The organism is Mycolicibacterium obuense (assembly GCF_055397605.1).
Window position 1 is genome coordinate 3,938,916 of the sequence record NZ_AP043663.1, and the last position, 18,872, is coordinate 3,957,787.

The window sequence follows — 18,872 nt, forward strand, 5'->3', positions numbered from 1 at the left end:
CTCCCTTCTCAGACCCGCGCGCGCGTGGACCCGCCGTTGCAGGACAGCACCTGTCCCACCACGGCCGAGACCTCGAAATCGGCGAGCAGTTCCACGGCGGCCGCGATGTCCGCAGCCGATCCGATGCGGCCCAACGGAATAGCCTCCGCATACCGGGTGTGCACGGTTGCCAGGTCGACATCCGCGGCGGCGGCATCCACTTCCAGTTGCGGGGTGTCGGTGACGCCGGGTGCGACGGCGTTGACGATGATCTGCTCCGGCGCCAACTCGCGGCCGAGCGTCTTCACCAACGAGATCAGGCCCGCCTTCGACGCCGCATATGCCGTCGCCTCCGGCCAGCCGGTGACGCCCCATTCACTGCTGATCACGACGATGCGCCCCTCCCCCTGCCGTCGCATGTGCGGCAGCACGGCCTGCACCAGGAAGAAGGTGCCCCCGAGGTTCGTGTCGACGACCTTCCACCAGTCGGCGTCGTCGTGCTCGAGCAGCGGGGCCATCGTCATGTACGCGTGATTGGCCACCAGCACGTCCAACCGGCCGGCGGTGTGCGCGACTGTGTCGGCGATGCGCACGCATTCAGCGGGATCGGACACGTCGCCGGGCACCGCGAATCCGCCTATGTCGCCGGCAATTTCGGTCAGTTCGGCGGTCGCCCGCAGGTCGTTGACCGCGACTGTCGCGCCGGCGGCAGCCAGTCGCCGGGCATGCGCCACGCCCATGCCTTGCGCGGCTCCGGTGACGAGGGCGACGCGGCCGGACAGTGAGGTCGTCATATCACCGCTCCCGAGTTGACGTTGACCACGTCGCCGACGCTGAACCCCGCGTCGCACACCAGGTATTCGACGCAGCGGGCCACCTCGTGAGGCAGGGTGAGCCGCCGCAGCGGGAGCGTATCGAGGTACTCCGTTGCGCGCCAAGGTGAGTCGGGTGCGAGAAGGGGCGTGTCGGTGGGTCCCGGCGCAACGGCGTTGACCCGCACACCCCTCGGTGCGACCTCCGCGGCGAGGCTGCGCATCGCCCCCAGCAGGGCACCCTTGGCCGCGGCGTAGTGCGCGTCGTGATCGCCTCCCCCGACCGCGAGTTCGCTCGCGATCGCCACCAGCGCACCCTTCGTGACCTCGAGGTCCGGCAGGCAGGCCCGCGCGAGGTTGACGAAACCACCCAGGTGCACCCGCAGCATCCGCCGCCACGCCGTCGCAGTGATCTCCTCGACCGGAGCCATCGCGTAGTGCCCCGCGACGCTGACCGCCGCGTGCACCGGCCCGAGCCGCTCGCGCACCGCGGCGACCGCGGACGCGACCGCCGCGCCGTCGGAGACGTCGGCACGCACCGCGTAATCGACATCGTTCGCGTCGACGAGATCCAGTCCGGCCACGGCGAATCCGCGTCCCCGCAACGCCGTGACGACGGCGGCGCCGATACCGCTCGCAGCGCCGGTGACGATCGCTACCGGGGCCCCGGTCACCGGGAGCGCCGGGTTCCGTCGGCGCGTTCGTCGGCGAGCTCCGCGTCCTCGATCACGCTGACGGCCACGATGCGGCAGCGTACGGCGGCGAAGATCACCGCACCGAGCAGCGCGAGCGCAACGACCCCGATCCACACCGACCAGTCCAGGTAGCGCTGCTCATAGACCGCGCGAGGCCAGGAGATGTTGAGCATCTGCAGCACCGCCCAGATCACCGCCACGGCGGCGACCGGCAGCGCAAGGCGCCCGAGCGAGAAGGACGGCGCGGTCCAGGTGCGGCGGATCAGCACGACGAGGAACCCGATGAGCGGGAACAGGAACGCCAGGTAGAAGCCGCCGGTGGTGAAGTTGACCATCAGGGAGTAGATGTCGCCGGCCACGATCGACAAGCCGAACAGGGCACCGCCGACGACGGTCGTCACTCCGATGGCCGCCACCGGCATCCGATTGGTGTTACCCAGGCGCGCCAGCACACTCGCCGCGGGCAGCGCGCCGTCTCGGGCGTAGGCCCAGATGACCCGCGACGCCGCGGTCTGCAATGCCAGGAAGCTGGCCAGGAAGCCCACCACGAACAACACCTCGACGGGTTTGGCGATCCCTGCGCCGAGCGCCGCGGTCAGTGTGTCGTACACCGGGTCGGCCACCGAACCGGCGGTCACCGCCGCCATGTCCGGGATGGCCAGGATGATCGCCAGGCTGGAGTACGCGACCACCAGTGCGATGAAGGTGAGCGAGAACAGGACCGCTTTGGGTAGGTCGCGGCGAGGCTCGTGCACCTCTTCGGCGATCGCGCCGGCACTTTCGAACCCGACGAACGAGAAGCCGATGAACGCGACGGCGATCAGGAACGGCCCCGACAGATAGGACCACGTGTCGGCTCCCGCGCCGCCACCCTCGAAGAGCACCGACAGCGAGTTGTTGCGGTGGAACATCAGCAGCCAGGTGCCCAGCCCAATCGAGCCGAGGACCTCGGCGACGATGCTGGCGGTCATGAAGAGCTTCAACGCGCCGCGGCCGATCAGGTTGATCACTGTGCCGCACAACAGGATCACCAGCGCGATGCCCGCGCGCAGACCGCCCGAGGGTGCCGCCACCCCGGCGATGTTGGCGATGAAACCGGCCGCGCCCAGCGCCACCGTGGCCATCGCGATCACCAGGGTCCACATGTAGAACCAGCCGGCGAACCAGCCGTATCCGGTGCCCATCAAACGGCGTGACCACTGGTAGATCGATCCCTCCAGCGGCCACCGCGACACCAGGGTGGCGAACACGAACGCGACCAGAAGTTGGCCGCCGAACACGAGCAGGAATCCCCACCAGAAACTCGGGCCCGCAGCTGTCAGCGCCAACCCGAAGATGCCGTAGAGAGCGACGATCGGTGAGATGAACGCGAACGCGAAGGCGAACGCCGACCAGAGCGAGAACTCCCGTCGCAGTGTGTACGGCGAGTCGACGCTGTCAACCGATGACGTCATGAGTGCTCCTCCGGTGGCGGGTTGGAGAAACTATCGGTCGGCGCACCGCTGCGCACCACCGATAGCACCGAATTCGCAGCGATCGCACCACAGGCGCATCCTCACGTTGGACGATCGCACAATGGTCGGTGGCCGCGATGTGACGACGGCGTTACGCTCGGGGCCATGATCGACCCGCCGGAGCTCGGCGCGGCGGCACCCACCGTGCGTGACCTGCTGACCGATTCGCTGCTGGGTCTGACCGAGCCCGCCGGGGCGAGCCAGGATCTGGACCGGCCGATCACCTGGGTGCACACCACCGAGCTGCAGGATCCGGCGCGCTATCTCAGCGGCGGCGAGCTGGTGTGCACGGTGGGTCTGCTGCTGCAGTCTCCGCAGGACTGCCGTACCTTCGCCGACGCTCTTGCTCGCTCGAACGCCGCGGGCGTGTGCTTCGGCACCGGCGACGGCCATGACGTCGTCCCGGCCGAGCTGATGTCCCGCTGCCGTGCCCATGGTCTGCCGGTCGTGGTGGCGCCGCAGAACGTGCCGTTCGAGACGGTGAGCCGCTTCGTCGCGGACTACCGGCTCGGCAGCGAGCTCGCCGCCGCGCGCGCCACCAACACTCTTGTGCCTGAATTGATCTCGGCACTACGGCGACGAGAGCCGGTACGCCGGCTGCTCGACCGGGCGGGAGAGCTGATGGGGTGCTACTTCATCCTCGACGAGCAGGAGACGCGGCCGCCCGTCACAGACGGCGCAGCCGAGGCGACGGTCAGGATCCCCGAGCTGGGCACGCTGGTGTGGATCGGTCGCGGCGACCGGCCCGATCCGTCGCTGCTGGCCATGATCGGGCGCTTCGCGCGGGCCGCGCAGAGCGAGCACGACATCGAGGCCGCCCTGTCGCGGGAGCGCGTGGGCCAATTGCTGTCGCTCGTCGAACGCCGGATGCTGCTGCCCGACGCGCTGCACCAGCTCGTGGGCTGGCCCGACACACCGGTGGCCAGTGTGCGGTGCTCGGCCTGGCCGGGTGGTGCCGGAGCCCTGCTGTCGTTGGCGTTCCCGGGTGCGCTCGTCGGTGACGCCCCCGATGTGTGCCTGGTCCTGACCGAGGCCGACACCGGCGATCTCGCCGCCGAGGCGTTGTCGCTGCCGTCCGGACATTCCGCCGACGTGCCGATCACCGAACTCGGACCGGCGATCACCCAGGCCCGGATCGCGTTGAGTCTGGCCCACCAGCACGGCGGCAGTATCGGGCCGGATCAGCTGAGCACGCTGGACAGTTTGATCCAGCAGTTGCCTTCGGCACAGCTGTCCCCGTTCGTCGCACAGCTCATCGAGCCGCTCGAGCGGATCGACCGGGCGCGGGGCACCCAGCATGTCCTGACCCTGCGTGCCCTGATCGCCGCCAACGGGTCGCTGTCAGAGGCCGCCCGCGAGTTGTATCTGCACACCAACACCGTTCGCCACCGGCTGACCCGGATCCACGAGATCACCGGCCGGGACCCGCTGCGCTTCGACGATCAGACCGCGTTCGCCATCGCACTGCGCGCCCGCGACCGGGCATCCGGCGGAGTCTCCCGCGATCACGAGTAGGACGTCAGCCGGCCAGCAGGCCCGCCAGGTCCGGCAACCACGCGCGGTCGGCCGGCACCCACGCCAGCCCGTCGAGGTCTTCGGCACCGACCCAGCGCAGCGCGCGGTGGTCGTGTGGGTGCAGCACCCCGCCGGCGCGGGTGACCAGATACGCCCGCAACGTCACCGTCGGACTCAACGCGACGTCGGCTCCGAGGCGGGCACCGACCGATACCTCGATCCCCAACTCCTCCAACAACTCTCGCCGCAGCGCCCCGGCATCCGTCTCGCCGGCGTTCACCTTCCCGCCGGGCAGCTCCCACCACCCCGCCAGCTCTGGCGGCCGGTCCCGCTGCGCGACGAGCAGCCGACCCTGCTCGATCAGCGCTCCGGCGACGACAACCAGCGTGGGCATGGTCATGAAGGTATCCGGACCGGCGTACCGTCGACGGCATGGCCGTGTTGTCCGACGACGATGTCGATGCTGTCCTGCCCGAACTCGACGGTTGGGAGCGCTCCGACGGCGCCCTGCGCCGCAGCGTGGAATTCCCCGCGTTCCTCGACGGTATCGACGCCGTCCGGCGGGTGGCCGAGCGCGCAGAAGCTGCCGACCATCATCCTGACATCGACATCCGATGGCGCACAGTGACTTTCGCCCTCGTGACGCACTCCGAAGGCGGAATCACGGACAAGGACGTGGCGATGGCACGCGAGATCGACGGCCTCCTCGGCTAGCGATCCAGCCCAGCGTCGCCAGCGTCGCGACGATGTAGATCAGGCCCGCCCACGCCAGGTACCAGGGCCGCGAGATCTCCCAGATGGTCGGCTGGGCGAAGCTCAGCAGCCACGGCACGCCGATCAGCGTCAGCGCGAGCCACCCCCACCCGAGAACCCGGGCACCGCGCTGCGCGCGCAGCGGCCCGTGCAGCAGCCAGATCATCAGCGGGATCAGCCACACCCAGTGGTGCGTCCACGAGATCGGCGACAGCAGCAGCCCGAACAGCGACACGATCACGATCGCGCCGAGCCGATCATCGGCACCGCCGATCGCGCGCCACGCCAGCACGGCCAGTAGAGCCGTCACCGCGATGCCCGCCAGCACGACGGGACCGTAGCCGGCGTCATGACCCAGGATTCGCGAGATGCCACCCCGCCAGGACTGGTTGAACGATGTGCCGATCGGGCCGACGCGCCGGGCGTCGCCCAGCAGGTCGGTGAAGTAGAACCGGGCCTGCTGCCCGATCACGAGCATCGACACGCCGATCGTCGCGAAGAACACCACCGCGGAGAACACCGCTGTCGCCCAGCGGCGCGCGCCGGCGAAGTACAGGCCCGAGACCGCCGGGGTCAGCTTGATGCCCGCCGCGAGGCCGGCGAGCAGGCCCGACAGCCACCAGCGTGTGCTGCGCACCGCGAGCAGGATGGCCAGCACCAGAACGACATTGACCTGCCCGTAGTCGAACGTGCTGCGCAGCGGTTCGGTCCAGATGCCGACCGCGGTCCACAGCATGGCGACACGCCGGCTCCCCTCTGTATCGGTCAGCAGTCCCTGGCTGACCCGGACGACACCGTAGAGCGCGGCCATGATCCCGATCGACCAGAGGAATGCCACCAGGCCGAAGGGCAGCAGGTGCAGTGGGTAGAACACCACGGCCGCGAACGGCGGATAGGTGAAGGGCAGCGGAAAGTCAGGCGTCTGATCCGCGTAGACGTAGTCGTAGAGGGTGCCGGGCCGGTCGAGGGCGGCCGCCCCGCCGACGTAGACGTGCAGGTCGACGAAGTTCGCGCCGTTGGGCAGCACATAAGTCCACGCCAGCCGGGCGCCGATGCTCAGGATCAGCAGCACGGGTGCCGCGGCGGACAGCCGGGCTGCCCACCGTGAGCGCGTGGCCGCCTCGATGGTGTCTATGGCAGCGACTCTATCGATGGGGCCGCTCGGTCACCGTCTGCCTTCACGTCCGTAACGGTTGAATAAATGCCACTCATGTCACTTGAGTAACTCTAGTAACAGGCTAGCTTCGGGTTCAGGCGTGCCACTACACCGATTGGGAGACCTGATGAACCGCACCCGGAAACTGTTCGCCACCACGATGATTGCCGCGGCAGGAGCAGTGACGGCGGCTGTCACCCTCAGCGCGGGAGCCTCTGCCCAACCGGCTCCCGCCCCCGCTCCGGCGCCGGCTCCGGCCGTGCCCGGACTGTCGTTCCTGCAGCAGATCGCCGCCAACCCGGCTGCGGCGACGCAGCTCATGCAGGGTTTCACCAACCTGATGGGCACCGCGCCGGCCGCCGCCTCCGCGACGACGGGCGCCGCCACCGCACCGCTGGCCCCCGCCCCCGGCGCCACCGCGTCGCTGACGCTGCCGCCGAGCGTCAACGCCCTGCCCGGCGCCGTGGCCGCCCTGCCGGAGACGCTGCCTGCAGCCATGCCGACGGTGACCGCGACGCCCGGCACCGTGCCGGCCGGCAACACCACCACCGTCCCGCCGGTCAACACGCCGGCCGCCGCCTCGCCGCTGTCGGGTCTGACCGACGTCCTCGGCGCGCCGGGCAGCCTGGCCTCGCTGCTGCCGGGCGGATCCCCGCTGGCCAGCTTGCTGCCCACCGGAGGCGCCGCCGCGACACCGGCAGCGCCCGCTGCACCGGCGGCTCCCGTCGCGGCACCGCTGCTCTCAGCGCTGCCCTGACACCGATAACCCGATAACCGCCCATCCGACACGAGGGGAACCATGTCAACGATCAGGACGATGCTCACCACCGCTCTGGCGGTGAGTTCATCGACCGCGTTGCTGGCGGTCGGCGTGACCGGCGTCGCTCACGCCGACCCGGTGGCGCCGCTGCCGATCGACGGGCTCACCGCACCGGGCCTGCCCGCGGTGCAGAGCCTCGGGCCCGTGATTCAGCAGGCCGCCGCGGATCCGTCGAATGCGGCGTCGATGCTGATGGCCGCTGCCGCGGTGTTCGCCGGTGACGCCGCGGCACCGGCACCGTCGAAGGATGTCGCCTCGGCGGTCAACCAGTTCGTGCAGCCCGTCGCTCACGTTCCCGCGACAGGGGCGGTACCCGGCACGGAGGCCCACCTCCCGGCGGGCGTCAACCCGGAGTTCGCCGTGGGGCCGGCTCCGGACGCCGCGCCGGAGGTGGCGCACATGGTGACGCCGCAGGCGGCGCTGCCCGGGCCCGCTCCGGACGCCGTGCCGGCGCCGGCACCCGATCCGGCGGCCCCGCCCGCACCGGCTCCGGCCGCGCCGGCTCCGGACCCAGCCGCACAGCCCGTCGCCGCGACGACTCCGGGTGGCGGCGCCTTCGGCCCGAACACCCCGGTGACACAGGACTTCCTGTATCCGTCGATCAGCAACGGCTGCCTGGCCGATGGCGGCAACGTGTTGGCGACGGCCATCTCGGTGGCGGGCCCGGCAGCGATCCCGCTCCCCGGCCCCGGACCGGGCCAGACGGCCTATGTGTTCACCGCGGTCGGCACACCCGGGCCTGCCGCCGAGCAGAAACTGCCGCTGAACGCCACGTGGGTGAACCTCACGACGGGCAAGTCGGGAAGCGTCACGCTCAAGCCCCGGCCGGACATGAACCCCCAGGGCCCGACGACGCTGACCGCCATCGCCGACACCGGCTCGGGCAGCATCATGTCGACGATCTTCGGCCAGGTCACCACGACCGAAAAGCAGTGCCAGTTCATGCCGACGATCGGCTCGACCGTCGTCCCCTGACCCGGCTCCCCCCAACCGCGAAGGTGCATCCTCGGTAGCGGCAACGACGCCGCGACTACCGACGATGCACCTTCGCCGTTCGGTCAGTAGGCCATGAACAAGATGGCGTCGCGGTCGTAGTCACGGCCGGGGTGCACCTCGGACAGATGCTCCTTGGCCTTCTCGACCAGATCGTCCTCGTCTTTGCCCTGAATCGCCTCGCCGCACGGGCAGCTCAAGTGAGTCTTCATGACTTCACAATGGCACACGCGGACACCGAAGAGGTGCTGAGTCCGCCACGCTCCGACGGCGTGCCCTTCACCAGCAACGGCGCACCCGTGAGACCGTGAAGAGGTGTCGGTGACGCTGGGATACGCGATGGCGGGTCGGCCGTCGCCGGACCTGGCCGAGCAACTCGCCGAGCTCGCCGCATCGGGAGTCGACTCGCGGCGCATCTTCACCGATCGGGCAGCCGGCTCGGCCGACAAGGTACGGCCCGGATTGCTGGCACTGCAGAGCTACGCTCGCCCCGGAGACGTGGTCGTGGTGGTGAGCCTGGACCGGCTGGGCCGCTCGGCAGCCGAAGTGGCTCAGATCGTGGCCGACCTGACCAGCCGCGCAATCACGGTGCGCTGCTTGGCCAACGGCCTGGACACGGCGAGCGCCACGGGTCGCGCGGTCGCCGAGGTGCTCACAGAACTCGCCGTCCTCGACAGCGAGACTGCGCACAGATCGTGATGCGGCCGGATTCGGCGATCTGACAGCAGTCTCGGCGCTGAAGGTCAGGCCTTGGCCGCCTTGGCCTTCGCCTTCATCTCCTTCTTGTAGGAGCGCACCTTCTGCAGCGTGCCGGCGTCCTTCACATCGGCCACCGACATGTGGCTACCGGCCTTGCCGTAGTCACCGGCCGCGGCACGCCACCCTGACGGCGTCACCCCGTACTGCTTGCCGAGCAGGGCGAGGAAGATCTTGGCCTTCTGCTCGCCGAAGCCGGGCAGTGCCTTGAGCCGCCGCAGCACCGTCGCACCGTCGGCGCCGTCAGACCACAGCGCGGTCACGTCGCCGCCGTACTCGTCGACGATCGTCTGCGCGAGCGCCTGCACCCGCTTGGCCATGGACCCCGGAAACCGGTGTACCGCAGGGGTTTGCGCACACAGCGCGGCGAACTGCTCGGGGTCGTAGTCGGCGATGGTGGCAGCGTCGAAGCCACCGATGCGATCGGCGATCTTCTTCGGCCCGGCGAACGCCACCTCCATCGGGATCTGCTGATCGAGCAGCATGCCGACCAGCAGCGCGAGGGGGTTCTCATCGAGAAGGGCATCGGCATCTGCGTCCTGCGCGAGGCACAACGTCACGGTCATGGCAGCAGCTTAGGCGGCCCCTGTACCCACCGATGCGACCGAGCACGACTTCTGCAATTGACTGCGAGATAGCCAGGGACGCCACTATTCTTCATGTTCGCACCTAGGGGGAATGACGACATGAAACGACGCGTTGCGGCAACACTGTTCGCGGCGGTGGTCACCGCACTCTCGCTCGCGGGAACCGCGCACGCGATCCCGGATCAGGGCACGCCGGCCTTCGACGCCTATCTGCAAGGCCTGCAGCGCAACGGCTACAACCTCAACCCCGATACCGCGTGGCGGGTCGCGCATCAGGCGTGCATCGGCGGCATCCCCGGATACATCGGGCTCGAACTCGCCGCCCAGGGGGTCATCGGCCCGGGCGCGCAGGAGCGGGTCTTCGACGTCGCCCGCAAGTACGCGTGCCCCGTTCAGTGACGCGCCCCGTACGGTAGTCGGCCCCTCCAGACACCCCGGCTTACCATCGACAACTGAACATCCGGCGAGGAGCGTGAACCCATGTCCGGCCAGCTCGCGATCGCCCTGACCGCCGCGCTCATCGTCATCGCGGTGGCGGCGGTCGTGCTGGCGCTACGGACTCGACGGGTGGTCGCGACACCGACCGAGCGGGCCGTGCACGCCGCGCTGCACACCGCCTCGCTCGCGGCCCGCGCGCTGCGGCAGGGCCTGACGCCGGACTCCGCGCGGGAGGCCGCGCCGTTCCTGCGGGAGCTCACCGGCACCGACCGGCTCGCCCTGTTCGACGGCACCGGCAAGCTGCTGGCCTGTGATCCCGACGATGCGTGGGACGCCGACGTGCGCGAGGCGTGCGCGAGCGCGGCCGGCGATTCACTGTCCGGGCAGCGCCGCGTGATGGGCCATGCCCCGACGTCGGCGGTCGTCGCGCAACCGCTGTTGGCCGACGCCGGCGACGTGCTCGGTGTCCTGGTGGTCGTGACGACGCGTTCCCCCGGTCCGGGTCTGCTGGGCGCCGTCGGTGAGGTGGCCCGCTATGCCGCGAGTCAGATCGAGCTCGCCGAACTCGACGCCTCGCGCGCCCGTCTCGACCGCGCCGAGGTGCTGGCGTTGCGTGCCCAGATCAGCCCGCACTTCCTCTACAACTCGCTCAACACCATCGCCTCGTTCGTGCGCACCGATCCCGATCGCGCCCGGGAACTCGTCCTCGAGTTCGCCGACTTCACCCGCTACTCCTTCCGCGCGGCCGGGCAGTTCACCACGCTGGCCGAGGAACTGCGCAACATCGACCGCTACCTGACGTTGGAGCGGGCCCGCTTCGGTGACGCGCTGCGGGTGACGCTGCAGGTGGCGCCTGAGGTGCTCACCGTGACGGTGCCCTTCCTCGCACTACAACCGTTGGTGGAGAACGCCGTTCGGCACGGCTTCGCGGGTCGGGGCAGCGGCTCGATCGAGTTGATCGCGCGCGACGAAGGCTCGGACTGCATCATCTCGGTCGAAGACGACGGTGTCGGCATGGATCCCGAGGCGCTGCGGGCCGGGCCGGGCGACGCGCTGTCGGCCGGCGACCCCGAAGGCGCCTCGGCGCACGTCGGGTTGACCAATGTCGACCATCGACTGCGCGCGGCCTTCGGCAACGATTACGGTCTGGTGGTCGAGACAGCGATCGGCGCCGGCACCAAGGTGATCATGCGGGTGCCCAAGTTCCGATCCGGCGTCCGAGCCGACGGAGGGACGTACGGGGTGGGCCGAAGTGGCTAGGCGTGTGTGAGCAGTGAGCAGATCACTCACCGTCCTCGCGGTCGACGACGAGGTCCCCGCTCTCGACGAGGTCGCCTACCTGCTGAGCCGTCACGCCGACATCGGCGAGGTGATCCGCGCCGGCGACGCGACCTCGGCGCTGCGCGAACTCAATCACCGTCGCATCGACGCGGTGTTCCTGGACATCAACATGCCCGGCCTGTCGGGCATCGAACTGGCCGGTGTCCTCGCGCATTACGCGCAGCGGCCGGCCATCGTGTTCGTCACCGCCCACGAGGACAAGGCCGTCGCCGCGTTCGACCTCGGCGCGGTCGACTATCTGCTCAAGCCGATCCGCGAGGACCGTCTCGACGAGGCGATCCGCCGCGTCGTCACCTCCCGGCCGGCCGACGCTCCCACCGAACGCGACGACGTCGACTCGGACGTGGTCCCCGCCGAACTCGCCGGCGTCACCCACCTGATCCCCCGCGACACCATCAGCTGGGTGGAGGCCGAGGGCGACTACGCCCGCCTGCATTCGGCCTCCGGGGCACATCTTGTCCGCATCCCGCTGAGCACACTCGAGAACCGTTGGGGCGAGCACGGTTTCCAACGGGTGCACCGCTCCTATCTGGTCGCGCTGCCGTTCGTGACGGGCTTGCGCACCGCCGACGGTGCGGTCCTGGTGCGGCTGCGCGAGAACGGCGCGTCACCGGCGGTGGAACTGCCCGTCAGCCGGCGTCAGGCGCGCGAACTGCGTGACCGGGTGGTGCGCACCCCGATGCGCAGCCTGCGCCCCGGTGGGGGCAGCGATGAGTGACCGCCCCCAGCGGCAACGGGTGGTGCTGGCCCATCGCCGCGGCGCCCGCATGGTGCGCACCCGCGTCGAGGTGCAGGAGCAGACCCAGGTGGGCGACGCGCTGGTGCGTGGACTGGTGCGCGCGCAGCTCGGGCTGGCGCTGCGACTCGCAGCGGTGGTGGTGTGCCTCGTCGGCGCCATTCCGGTGCTGAGCGCGCTGTTCCCGGGCCTGGGCGCGGTGACGGTGTTCGGGCTTCGGCTGAACTGGCTGGTGCTGGCGGGGCTGGTGTATCCGCTGCTGTACGGCATCGGCTGGGCCTATGTGCGGCTCGCCGAACAGGGCGAGCGGGACTTCATCGGCGTGGTGGACGCCGAACCGTGACCGGTTCTCCGTTGACCGCCGCCGCGCTGCTGGCCGCGGCCGGTGCCACGATCGCGATCGGCGCGTACGGAGTTCGCTTCTCCCGCACCACGTCCGACTTCCTCGTCGCGTCTCGCACGGTCGGGTCGCGATGGAATGCCGCCGCGATCTCGGGCGAATATCTCTCGGCTGCGTCGTTTCTCGGCGTTGCCGGGTTGATCGCCAAGTACGGCGCGGATGCGCTGTGGTATCCGGTCGGTTTCACAGCCGGTTACCTCGGGCTGCTGCTGTTCGTCGCCGCGCCGCTGCGCCGTTCCGGGGCCTACACCGTCCCCGACTTCGCCGAGTTCCGGCTCGGCTCGCAGCGGTTGCGCAAGATCGCGATGCTCGTCGTGGTGGTGATCTGCATCTTCTATCTGGTTCCGCAGTACCAGGGCGCGGGGCTGACGCTGAGCACACTGCTCGGCACGCCGGTGTGGTTGGGGCCGTTGGCCGTCGGCGCGATCGTGCTGACCAACGTGGTGGCCGGCGGCATGCGCTCGATCACGTTCGTGCAGGCGTTCCAGTACTGGCTGAAGCTGACCGCGGTGGCGATTCCCGCGCTCGCGCTGGCCGGGCTGTTCCTCGGTGACCGTGGCGGCGAGCTCGGCGGCCCGTTGCCCCCGACCGTCGCGCAGGACACCACGGTGGCGATCGAGACCGACGTGGTGGTCCAGGTGGTCGCACCCGAGGGCGTCACCGTCAGCGGCACGCTCGACGGACAGCCGGTGGCCGACGCACCCGTCGGTGCCGCGGGCCGGCACACCCTCGGCGCGGGCAGCACGCTGCGGCTCGCCTCCGGCGCCGCCACCCCTGTGCTCGCAGGCACTCCCGCCGCCGGGGCGGACTGGATCGCCTCGGGAGGTGGCCTGGGTGGCGCCCACCCGATGTACCAGGTGGTCTCGATCATGGTGGCGACGTTCCTGGGCACCATGGGATTGCCGCATGTGCTGGTGCGCTTCTACACCAATCCCGACGGCCGGGCGGCGCGGCGCACGGCGCTGGCGGTCATCGCGCTGCTGGCGCTGTTCTATCTGTTTCCGACACTGTTGGGCGTGTTCTCTCGGCTCTACGTGCCGCAACTGCTGATCACCGGGACCGCGGACGCGGCGGTGCTGCTGGCGCCGGGGTCGGCGGTCGGAGGCGCGGCAGGGCAGCTGCTGGCGGCGCTGGTGGCCGCGGGCGCGATCGCCGCCTTCCTGGCCACCTCGTCAGGTCTGCTGGTCAGCTTCGCCGGCGCACTGGCCACCGACGTGCTGGGAGGACGTGTGCGGGACTTCCGGGTGGCCGCGATCATCGGCGGACTCGTTCCGATTCCGTTGGCGCTGGCCGCTTCCGGCGGTCTCGAGCTGTCCCGCAGCGTCGGGTTGGCCTTCGCCGTGGCGGCCTCGACGCTGTGCCCGCTGCTGGTGCTCGGCATCTGGTGGCGGGGCCTGACCGCCGCAGGCGCCGGGTGGGGGCTGGCCGTCGGAGGGCTCATGTCCGGGGTGGCGGTCACCGTCGCCGTCGCGGGAGGCGTCGACGAGAACGTCGCCGGTGGATGGCCGGCGGTCCTGATCGGATATCCGGCGGCGATCAGCGTGCCGCTCGCGTTCGCGACGATGATCGTGGTCAGCCGCCTCACCCGTGCGCCGGCACCTGCCGACGTCGCGCGGACGTTCGCGCGCATGCATCTGCCGGAGAACCTCGGGATGGTGGTCGACCGCGTGCCTGACACGTAAGCCGCTCGTCGTCACCGACCGACCGCTCACCGCAGCGCTGCCCGACCTCGTCGTGTTCGCGCAATTGTGCCTGTTTCTGTGACCCACATCTCAACTACGGTCGCTGCACAGCCGGTTCACAGCAGTCAGGAGCGTCATCACCGTGTCCGACACCGACCTACCCATCCGCCCGGACGCGATCAGCGGCGAACGCTATCTCGAGGTCCAGGCCAGCCCTGAATTCCAGGAGCTACGAAACAGACTGCGTCGCTTCGTTTTCCCGATGACCGCGATCTTCCTGATCTGGTACGCGGTGTACGTACTGCTGGGCGCCTTCGCCCACGACTTCATGGCCACCAAGGTCTGGGGGGACATCAACGTCGGGCTGATCATCGGCTTGGGGCAGTTCCTGTCGACCTTCCTCATCACCGGCCTCTACGTCCGCTTCGCCAACCGCGAGCTCGACCCGCGCGCCGAGGCGATCCGCACCGAACTGGAAGGCGACCTCCGATGACCACCGTCCTCGCGGCGTCCGAGACCGTCGGCAACCCGATCGCCAACATCGGCATCTTCAGTCTGTTCGTCGTCGTCACGATGGTGGTGGTGATCCGCGCCAGCAAGCGCAACGCCACCGCCGACGAGTTCTTCACCGGCGGGCGCGGCTTCTCCGGCCCGCAGAACGGCATCGCGATCGCCGGCGACTACCTGTCGGCGGCGAGCTTCCTCGGCATCGCCGGCGCGATCGCGGTCTACGGCTATGACGGCTTCCTCTATTCGATCGGCTTCCTCGTCGCCTGGTTGGTGGCGCTGCTGCTGGTGGCCGAATTGTTGCGCAACACCGGCAAATTCACGATGGCCGATGTGCTCAGCTTCCGGCTGAAGCAGCGTCCGGTGCGACTCGCCGCGGCCACCAACACGCTGACGGTGTCGCTGTTCTATCTGCTGGCCCAGATGGCCGGGGCCGGCGGACTGGTGGCACTGCTGCTCGACATCCGCAGCCGCACGGGCCAGTCGGTCGTCATCGCCGTCGTCGGCGTGCTGATGATCGTGTACGTGCTCGTCGGCGGCATGAAGGGCACCACATGGGTGCAGATCATCAAGGCGGTGCTGCTCATCGTCGGCGCCGGCTTCATGACCGTGATGGTGCTCGCCAAGTTCGGGCTGAACTTCTCCGAGATCCTGGGCTCCGCGCAGTCGGCGATCAGCGGGTCGACCACCACCGGAGTCGCCAGCCGCGACGTCCTCGCCCCCGGCGCGCAGTACGGCGGTTCCCTGACCTCGCAGATCAACTTCATCTCGCTGGCGATCGCGCTGGTGCTGGGCACCGCCGGCCTGCCGCACGTGCTGATGCGCTTCTACACGGTGCCGACGGCCAAAGAGGCGCGGCGAAGCGTGGTGTGGGCGATCGCGCTGATCGGCGCCTTCTACCTGTTCACGCTGGTGCTCGGCTACGGCGCGGCCGCCCTGGTCGGCCCCGACCGCATCCTGTCGGCCGCCGGCGGGGTGAACTCGGCGGCACCGCTGCTGGCATTCGAGCTGGGCGGGGTGATCCTGCTCGGCGTCATCTCGGCGGTGGCGTTCGCGACCATCCTCGCCGTCGTCGCCGGTCTGACAATCACCGCGTCGGCGTCGTTCGCGCACGACATCTACGCCAGCGTCTTGAAGAAGCACAAGGTGACCGAAGCCGAGCAGGTGCGGGTCTCCCGGATCACCGCGGTGGTGCTCGGCGTGTTCGCGATCGGCCTGGGCATTCTCGCGAACGGCCAGAACGTCGCGTTCCTGGTCGCGCTCGCATTCGCCGTGGCCGCAGCGGCCAACCTCCCGACGATCGTGTACTCGCTGTACTGGAAGCGGTTCAACACCCGCGGCGCGCTGTGGAGCATGTACGGCGGGCTGATCTCGACGATCGTGCTGATCGTGTTCTCCCCCGCGGTGTCGGGTGCCAAGACCTCGATGATCCCGGGTGCGGATTTCGCCTGGTTCCCGCTGGCCAACCCGGGCATCGTGTCGATTCCGCTCGCGTTCGTGCTCGGCATCGTCGGCACCTTGACCTCCTCGGACCGCGGCAACCCGGAAATCGCCGCTGAGATGGAGGTGCGGTCGCTGACCGGTATCGGCGCAGAGAAGGCAGTCGCACACTGACGCGGTAGGCGGAATAGCCTCGGCGGGTATGCCGCTGAGAATGTCCGTGCACCGTTACTCGATGGCTCTGCTGGCCTACGCGTTCGCCGCGATCATGGTCGGCACGACGCTGCCTACGCCGATGTACGCGTTGTTCGCCGAGGAACTGCACTTCCACGTGCTGACGACGACGATCATCTTCGCCGCCTACGCCGGCGGGGTGCTGGCCGCGCTGCTGCTGTTCGGCCGCTGGTCGGACGTCGTGGGTCGGCGGCCCGTGCTCCTGGCGGGCATCACGATGGCAGCGGCGAGCGCCGTGGTGTTCGTGTTGGCCGATTCGGTACCCGAACTGCTGATCGGCCGCGTGCTGTCGGGGTTGTCGGCCGGCCTGTTCACCGGGACGGCGACGGCGGCGGTGATCGAGGCGGCGCCGGAAGCGTGGCGGGGGCGCGCTGCCGCGGTCGCCTCGGTGGTCAACATCGGCGGGCTGGGTCTGGGTCCGGTGCTGGCCGGCGTGCTCGTGCAGTACGCGCCGCGGCCGCTGGACCTGAGCTTCGTCGTGCATCTGGCGTTGACGGTGGCCGCCGCGGTGGCCGTGCTGTGCTCGCGGGAGACCTCGCCACGGCAGGGCAAGCTCGGATTGCAGCGTCTCGCCGTGCCTGTCGAAGCACGGTCGGTGTTCGTGGTGGCCGCGCTGGCGGCGTTCGCCGGCTTCGCCGTCACCGGCCTGTTCGCCGCCGTCGCACCGTCCTTCCTGGCCGAGGTGATCGGCATCGGCAATCACGCCCTCGCGGGACTGATCGCCGGCACGATCTTCCTCACCTCCGCGGTCGCGCAGGTCGTGGCGCGGTCGATGAATCCTGAACGTGCGGTCGCGCTGGGCTGCGCGATCCTCATCGCGGGGATGGCGACGCTCGCGGTGGCGCTGCACGTGGGCTCGCTGCCGGGGCTGATCGCGGCTGCCGTGGTCTCCGGTATCGGCCAAGGCATCAGCTTCAGCCGCGGGTTGGCCGCCGTGTCCGAACGCACCCCGCCCGACCGCCGCGCCGAGGTCAGCTCCACCTATTTCGTCGTCGCCTATGTCGCGATCGCGGTCCCCGTGATCGGCGAGGGCCTGGCCGCCCAGGCGTGGGGGTTGCGCACCTCGGGGGTGGTGTTCGCGGTCGCGGTCGCGGTGCTCGCGGCGGGCTGTCTGATCGCGATCCTGAGTGCTTCTACTCATTCGAAGGATGCCGCACCGCAGCTAGTTTCGGAGCATGAGTCCTCGGACGCCGTTTCCCCGCCCCGATGACGTAGAGGCTGCCACCCCGCCCGAGCGGGACCGCGCGATCGACGTCATCCGCATCACCGCTCTGGCGGGCGTCGTGGTGGGCCACACCGTGATGGCCACCAGTACGATTCGCGACGACGTGTTCGTCTGGACCAACCTGCTGTCGGTGTCGCCGGTGTTCCAGGCGCTGACATGGGTCTTCCAGATCATGCCGCTGTTCTTCTTCGCCGGTGTGGCCGCGTCGGTGCAGACCTGGACGCCCGGTATGAGCTGGGGTGGCTGGCTGATGCGCCGCTGCACCCGGCTGTACCGGCCGGTGTTCTCCTACCTCGCGTTCTGGGGCGTGACGCTGGCGGTGGCGAAACAGGTGCTGCCGGTGCACGTGTACGAACCCGTGGCCGGCATCTCCATCCAGCTGCTGTGGTTCCTGGGCGCCTACGTACTGGTGCTCGCCACGGTGCCACTGCTGGCGCGGATCACCACCACCCGCCGCTTCGTCGCCACGGTAGCCCTGCTGTACGTCATGGTCGCCGCCGTCGACCTGCTGCGCATCACCCACGACGGCTGGTCTGCGCTGGGCTATGTCAACTTTGCGATGTGGTTGATTCCCGGGGCTTTCGGGGTCGCCTATCGGCGCGGCCTGGTGACCGGGCGTGCTGCGCTGACGACGGCGGCGGTCGCGTTCGGTGTCAACGTGGCGCTGGTGGCGTTGGGCCCCTACGAACTCAGCCTGGTGGGGTTGGAGAGCCAGCAGCTGAAGAACATGACACCGCCGTCGCTGCTACTGGCCGGGCACGCAATCATGATGTGCGCGTTGGCGATTGCGGCTGCACCGGCGATCGGACGGTGGGCGCGCCGGCCGCGGGTGTGGTGGGCGACAGCCATCGGGAACAGCGGCGCGATGACGCTGTACCTCTGGCACATCCCGCCGCTGCTGGCCGTGCATCTGGCGTTCGACTACCTGGGCTATCCGCGCTTCGATCCCGCCGCGCCGCTCTTCCTGGTGGTGTCGGTGCTGCAGGTGGCGATCATGGCGGTGGCAGTGAGCGCGGCGTTCGTCCTGTTGCGGCCGCTGGAGAACGGGCCACTCCCCTGGTGGGACGGCGGACGTGTCGCCCGACCCGGGTTGCGCAGTGCGGCGGTCGGGACCCTGCTGTGCATCGCGGGGGCGGCGACGCTGGCGTCGGTCGGCTGGGGCCTGAAAGATCTGGGCCTGCCGTTGGTTGCGGTGATGCTGTGTGCCCTGGCAGCCGCGCGGGCGCTGGCCGACGAGGGACGTGCGGTCTCCCAGCTGCCGCGTGAGGCGGCCGCCGTCGGGAGGTGAG

21 protein-coding genes are annotated in these 18,872 nt (G+C 69.7%); 14 read left to right on the forward strand and 7 right to left on the reverse strand.

The window, feature by feature from the left end; translation table 11 throughout:
* Positions 1 to 8: 8 nt before the first annotated feature.
* Genes ACZ50N_RS18675 through ACZ50N_RS18685 form a run of 3 tightly spaced genes read right to left on the reverse strand, consistent with a single transcriptional unit; the run spans position 9 to position 2,940 of the window.
* Positions 9 to 773, reverse strand: a complete 765-nt coding sequence (locus tag ACZ50N_RS18675) for an SDR family NAD(P)-dependent oxidoreductase (protein WP_464473510.1) — start codon at positions 771 to 773, stop codon at positions 9 to 11.
* A complete protein-coding gene (locus tag ACZ50N_RS18680) occupies positions 770 to 1,465 on the reverse strand; it encodes an SDR family NAD(P)-dependent oxidoreductase (RefSeq protein WP_464473511.1) in 696 nt (231 codons plus the stop codon). The genes ACZ50N_RS18675 and ACZ50N_RS18680 overlap by 4 nt, the downstream gene beginning before the upstream one ends.
* Complete coding sequence (locus ACZ50N_RS18685; protein WP_464473512.1) at positions 1,462 to 2,940, reverse strand: amino acid permease; 1,479 nt, start codon at positions 2,938 to 2,940, stop codon at positions 1,462 to 1,464. Before ACZ50N_RS18685 ends, ACZ50N_RS18680 begins: the two co-directional genes overlap by 4 nt.
* Before the next feature lie 165 nt (positions 2,941 to 3,105).
* Here ACZ50N_RS18685 and ACZ50N_RS18690 point away from each other — a divergent pair, with 165 nt between their 5' ends.
* Entirely contained in the window at positions 3,106 to 4,515 is a 1,410-nt protein-coding gene (locus ACZ50N_RS18690; protein ID WP_464473513.1) for a PucR family transcriptional regulator, read from the forward strand.
* A 4-nt stretch (positions 4,516 to 4,519) separates the two neighbouring features.
* Here the strand turns inward: ACZ50N_RS18690 and ACZ50N_RS18695 are convergent, their stop codons facing one another.
* Entirely contained in the window at positions 4,520 to 4,909 is a 390-nt protein-coding gene (locus ACZ50N_RS18695) for a (deoxy)nucleoside triphosphate pyrophosphohydrolase (protein WP_048422049.1), read from the reverse strand.
* 38 nt (positions 4,910 to 4,947) lie between these two features.
* Here ACZ50N_RS18695 and ACZ50N_RS18700 point away from each other — a divergent pair, with 38 nt between their 5' ends.
* Positions 4,948 to 5,229 carry a 4a-hydroxytetrahydrobiopterin dehydratase gene (locus ACZ50N_RS18700; protein WP_046366673.1) on the forward strand — a complete coding sequence of 94 codons (282 nt, stop codon included), beginning with the start codon at positions 4,948 to 4,950 and terminating at the stop codon, positions 5,227 to 5,229.
* Here ACZ50N_RS18700 and ACZ50N_RS18705 read toward each other — a convergent pair.
* A complete protein-coding gene (locus ACZ50N_RS18705; protein ID WP_464475679.1) occupies positions 5,177 to 6,421 on the reverse strand; it encodes a mannosyltransferase in 1,245 nt (414 codons plus the stop codon). The genes ACZ50N_RS18700 and ACZ50N_RS18705 overlap by 53 nt on opposite strands.
* A gap of 130 nt (positions 6,422 to 6,551) precedes the next feature.
* Here ACZ50N_RS18705 and ACZ50N_RS18710 point away from each other — a divergent pair, with 130 nt between their 5' ends.
* Together ACZ50N_RS18710 and ACZ50N_RS18715 are read left to right on the forward strand one after the other, a co-directional pair.
* Positions 6,552 to 7,181 carry a hypothetical protein gene (locus ACZ50N_RS18710; protein ID WP_048421938.1) on the forward strand — a complete coding sequence of 210 codons (630 nt, stop codon included), beginning with the start codon at positions 6,552 to 6,554 and terminating at the stop codon, positions 7,179 to 7,181.
* Positions 7,182 to 7,223: 42 nt separating this feature from the next.
* Entirely contained in the window at positions 7,224 to 8,219 is a 996-nt protein-coding gene (locus tag ACZ50N_RS18715) for an Rv1157c family protein (protein ID WP_277242945.1), read from the forward strand.
* Positions 8,220 to 8,302: 83 nt separating this feature from the next.
* Here the strand turns inward: ACZ50N_RS18715 and ACZ50N_RS18720 are convergent, their stop codons facing one another.
* On the reverse strand, positions 8,303 to 8,449 hold the full coding sequence (locus tag ACZ50N_RS18720; RefSeq protein ID WP_073685206.1) for a DUF1059 domain-containing protein: 147 nt from the start codon (positions 8,447 to 8,449) through the stop codon (positions 8,303 to 8,305).
* A gap of 103 nt (positions 8,450 to 8,552) precedes the next feature.
* Here ACZ50N_RS18720 and ACZ50N_RS18725 point away from each other — a divergent pair, with 103 nt between their 5' ends.
* Positions 8,553 to 8,936, forward strand: coding sequence for a recombinase family protein (locus ACZ50N_RS18725; RefSeq protein ID WP_046366827.1), 384 nt, complete (start codon positions 8,553 to 8,555; stop codon positions 8,934 to 8,936).
* Positions 8,937 to 8,980: 44 nt separating this feature from the next.
* Here ACZ50N_RS18725 and ACZ50N_RS18730 read toward each other — a convergent pair whose 3' ends face one another.
* Positions 8,981 to 9,559: an HhH-GPD-type base excision DNA repair protein gene (locus ACZ50N_RS18730; protein ID WP_464473514.1), complete on the reverse strand. Its 579-nt coding sequence runs from the start codon at positions 9,557 to 9,559 to the stop codon at positions 8,981 to 8,983.
* 120 nt (positions 9,560 to 9,679) lie between these two features.
* Between ACZ50N_RS18730 and ACZ50N_RS18735 the strand changes: the two genes are divergently transcribed.
* The 9 genes from ACZ50N_RS18735 to ACZ50N_RS18775 all read left to right on the forward strand — a co-directional run bounded on the left by ACZ50N_RS18735 (position 9,680) and on the right by ACZ50N_RS18775 (position 18,871).
* The gene (locus ACZ50N_RS18735) at positions 9,680 to 9,979 is read left to right on the forward strand and encodes a DUF732 domain-containing protein (RefSeq protein WP_110797962.1); all 300 of its coding nucleotides are present in this window, start codon (positions 9,680 to 9,682) and stop codon (positions 9,977 to 9,979) included.
* Between the two features lie 81 nt (positions 9,980 to 10,060).
* On the forward strand, positions 10,061 to 11,278 hold the full coding sequence (locus ACZ50N_RS18740) for a sensor histidine kinase (RefSeq protein WP_464473515.1): 1,218 nt from the start codon (positions 10,061 to 10,063) through the stop codon (positions 11,276 to 11,278).
* 13 nt (positions 11,279 to 11,291) lie between these two features.
* Positions 11,292 to 12,077: a LytR/AlgR family response regulator transcription factor gene (locus ACZ50N_RS18745; protein WP_048422995.1), complete on the forward strand. Its 786-nt coding sequence runs from the start codon at positions 11,292 to 11,294 to the stop codon at positions 12,075 to 12,077.
* Positions 12,070 to 12,438, forward strand: coding sequence for a DUF485 domain-containing protein (locus ACZ50N_RS18750; RefSeq protein ID WP_046364363.1), 369 nt, complete (start codon positions 12,070 to 12,072; stop codon positions 12,436 to 12,438). Before ACZ50N_RS18745 ends, ACZ50N_RS18750 begins: the two co-directional genes overlap by 8 nt.
* Positions 12,435 to 14,177 (forward strand): sodium/solute symporter, encoded by a 1,743-nt coding sequence (locus ACZ50N_RS18755; protein ID WP_046364358.1) that lies wholly within the window; start codon positions 12,435 to 12,437, stop codon positions 14,175 to 14,177. Before ACZ50N_RS18750 ends, ACZ50N_RS18755 begins: the two co-directional genes overlap by 4 nt.
* A 142-nt stretch (positions 14,178 to 14,319) precedes the next feature.
* Positions 14,320 to 14,670, forward strand: a complete 351-nt coding sequence (locus ACZ50N_RS18760) for a DUF485 domain-containing protein (RefSeq protein WP_046364357.1) — start codon at positions 14,320 to 14,322, stop codon at positions 14,668 to 14,670.
* On the forward strand, positions 14,667 to 16,298 hold the full coding sequence (locus tag ACZ50N_RS18765; protein WP_464473516.1) for a monocarboxylic acid transporter: 1,632 nt from the start codon (positions 14,667 to 14,669) through the stop codon (positions 16,296 to 16,298). The genes ACZ50N_RS18760 and ACZ50N_RS18765 overlap by 4 nt, the downstream gene beginning before the upstream one ends.
* Positions 16,299 to 16,326: 28 nt before the next feature.
* Complete coding sequence (locus ACZ50N_RS18770) at positions 16,327 to 17,568, forward strand: MFS transporter (protein ID WP_048422991.1); 1,242 nt, start codon at positions 16,327 to 16,329, stop codon at positions 17,566 to 17,568.
* Positions 17,534 to 18,871: an acyltransferase family protein gene (locus tag ACZ50N_RS18775; protein WP_464473517.1), complete on the forward strand. Its 1,338-nt coding sequence runs from the start codon at positions 17,534 to 17,536 to the stop codon at positions 18,869 to 18,871. The genes ACZ50N_RS18770 and ACZ50N_RS18775 overlap by 35 nt, the downstream gene beginning before the upstream one ends.
* Position 18,872: the final 1 nt, after the last annotated feature.

Excerpts from the sequence above, each read along its gene's own strand:
- ACZ50N_RS18675 (WP_464473510.1), bottom strand. The coding sequence starts at position 773 with ATGACGACCTCACTGTCCGGCCGCGTCGCCCTCGTCACCGGAGCCGCG.
- ACZ50N_RS18685 (WP_464473512.1), bottom strand. The coding sequence starts at position 2,940 with ATGACGTCATCGGTTGACAGCGTCGACTCGCCGTACACACTGCGACGG.
- ACZ50N_RS18690 (WP_464473513.1), top strand. The coding sequence starts at position 3,106 with ATGATCGACCCGCCGGAGCTCGGCGCGGCGGCACCCACCGTGCGTGAC.
- ACZ50N_RS18695 (WP_048422049.1), bottom strand. The coding sequence starts at position 4,909 with ATGCCCACGCTGGTTGTCGTCGCCGGAGCGCTGATCGAGCAGGGTCGG.
- ACZ50N_RS18700 (WP_046366673.1), top strand. The coding sequence starts at position 4,948 with ATGGCCGTGTTGTCCGACGACGATGTCGATGCTGTCCTGCCCGAACTC.
- ACZ50N_RS18710 (WP_048421938.1), top strand. The coding sequence starts at position 6,552 with ATGAACCGCACCCGGAAACTGTTCGCCACCACGATGATTGCCGCGGCA.
- ACZ50N_RS18715 (WP_277242945.1), top strand. The coding sequence starts at position 7,224 with ATGTCAACGATCAGGACGATGCTCACCACCGCTCTGGCGGTGAGTTCA.
- ACZ50N_RS18720 (WP_073685206.1), bottom strand. The coding sequence starts at position 8,449 with ATGAAGACTCACTTGAGCTGCCCGTGCGGCGAGGCGATTCAGGGCAAA.
- ACZ50N_RS18730 (WP_464473514.1), bottom strand. The coding sequence starts at position 9,559 with ATGACCGTGACGTTGTGCCTCGCGCAGGACGCAGATGCCGATGCCCTT.
- ACZ50N_RS18735 (WP_110797962.1), top strand. The coding sequence starts at position 9,680 with ATGAAACGACGCGTTGCGGCAACACTGTTCGCGGCGGTGGTCACCGCA.
- ACZ50N_RS18740 (WP_464473515.1), top strand. The coding sequence starts at position 10,061 with ATGTCCGGCCAGCTCGCGATCGCCCTGACCGCCGCGCTCATCGTCATC.
- ACZ50N_RS18750 (WP_046364363.1), top strand. The coding sequence starts at position 12,070 with ATGAGTGACCGCCCCCAGCGGCAACGGGTGGTGCTGGCCCATCGCCGC.
- ACZ50N_RS18765 (WP_464473516.1), top strand. The coding sequence starts at position 14,667 with ATGACCACCGTCCTCGCGGCGTCCGAGACCGTCGGCAACCCGATCGCC.
- ACZ50N_RS18770 (WP_048422991.1), top strand. The coding sequence starts at position 16,327 with ATGCCGCTGAGAATGTCCGTGCACCGTTACTCGATGGCTCTGCTGGCC.
- ACZ50N_RS18775 (WP_464473517.1), top strand. The coding sequence starts at position 17,534 with ATGAGTCCTCGGACGCCGTTTCCCCGCCCCGATGACGTAGAGGCTGCC.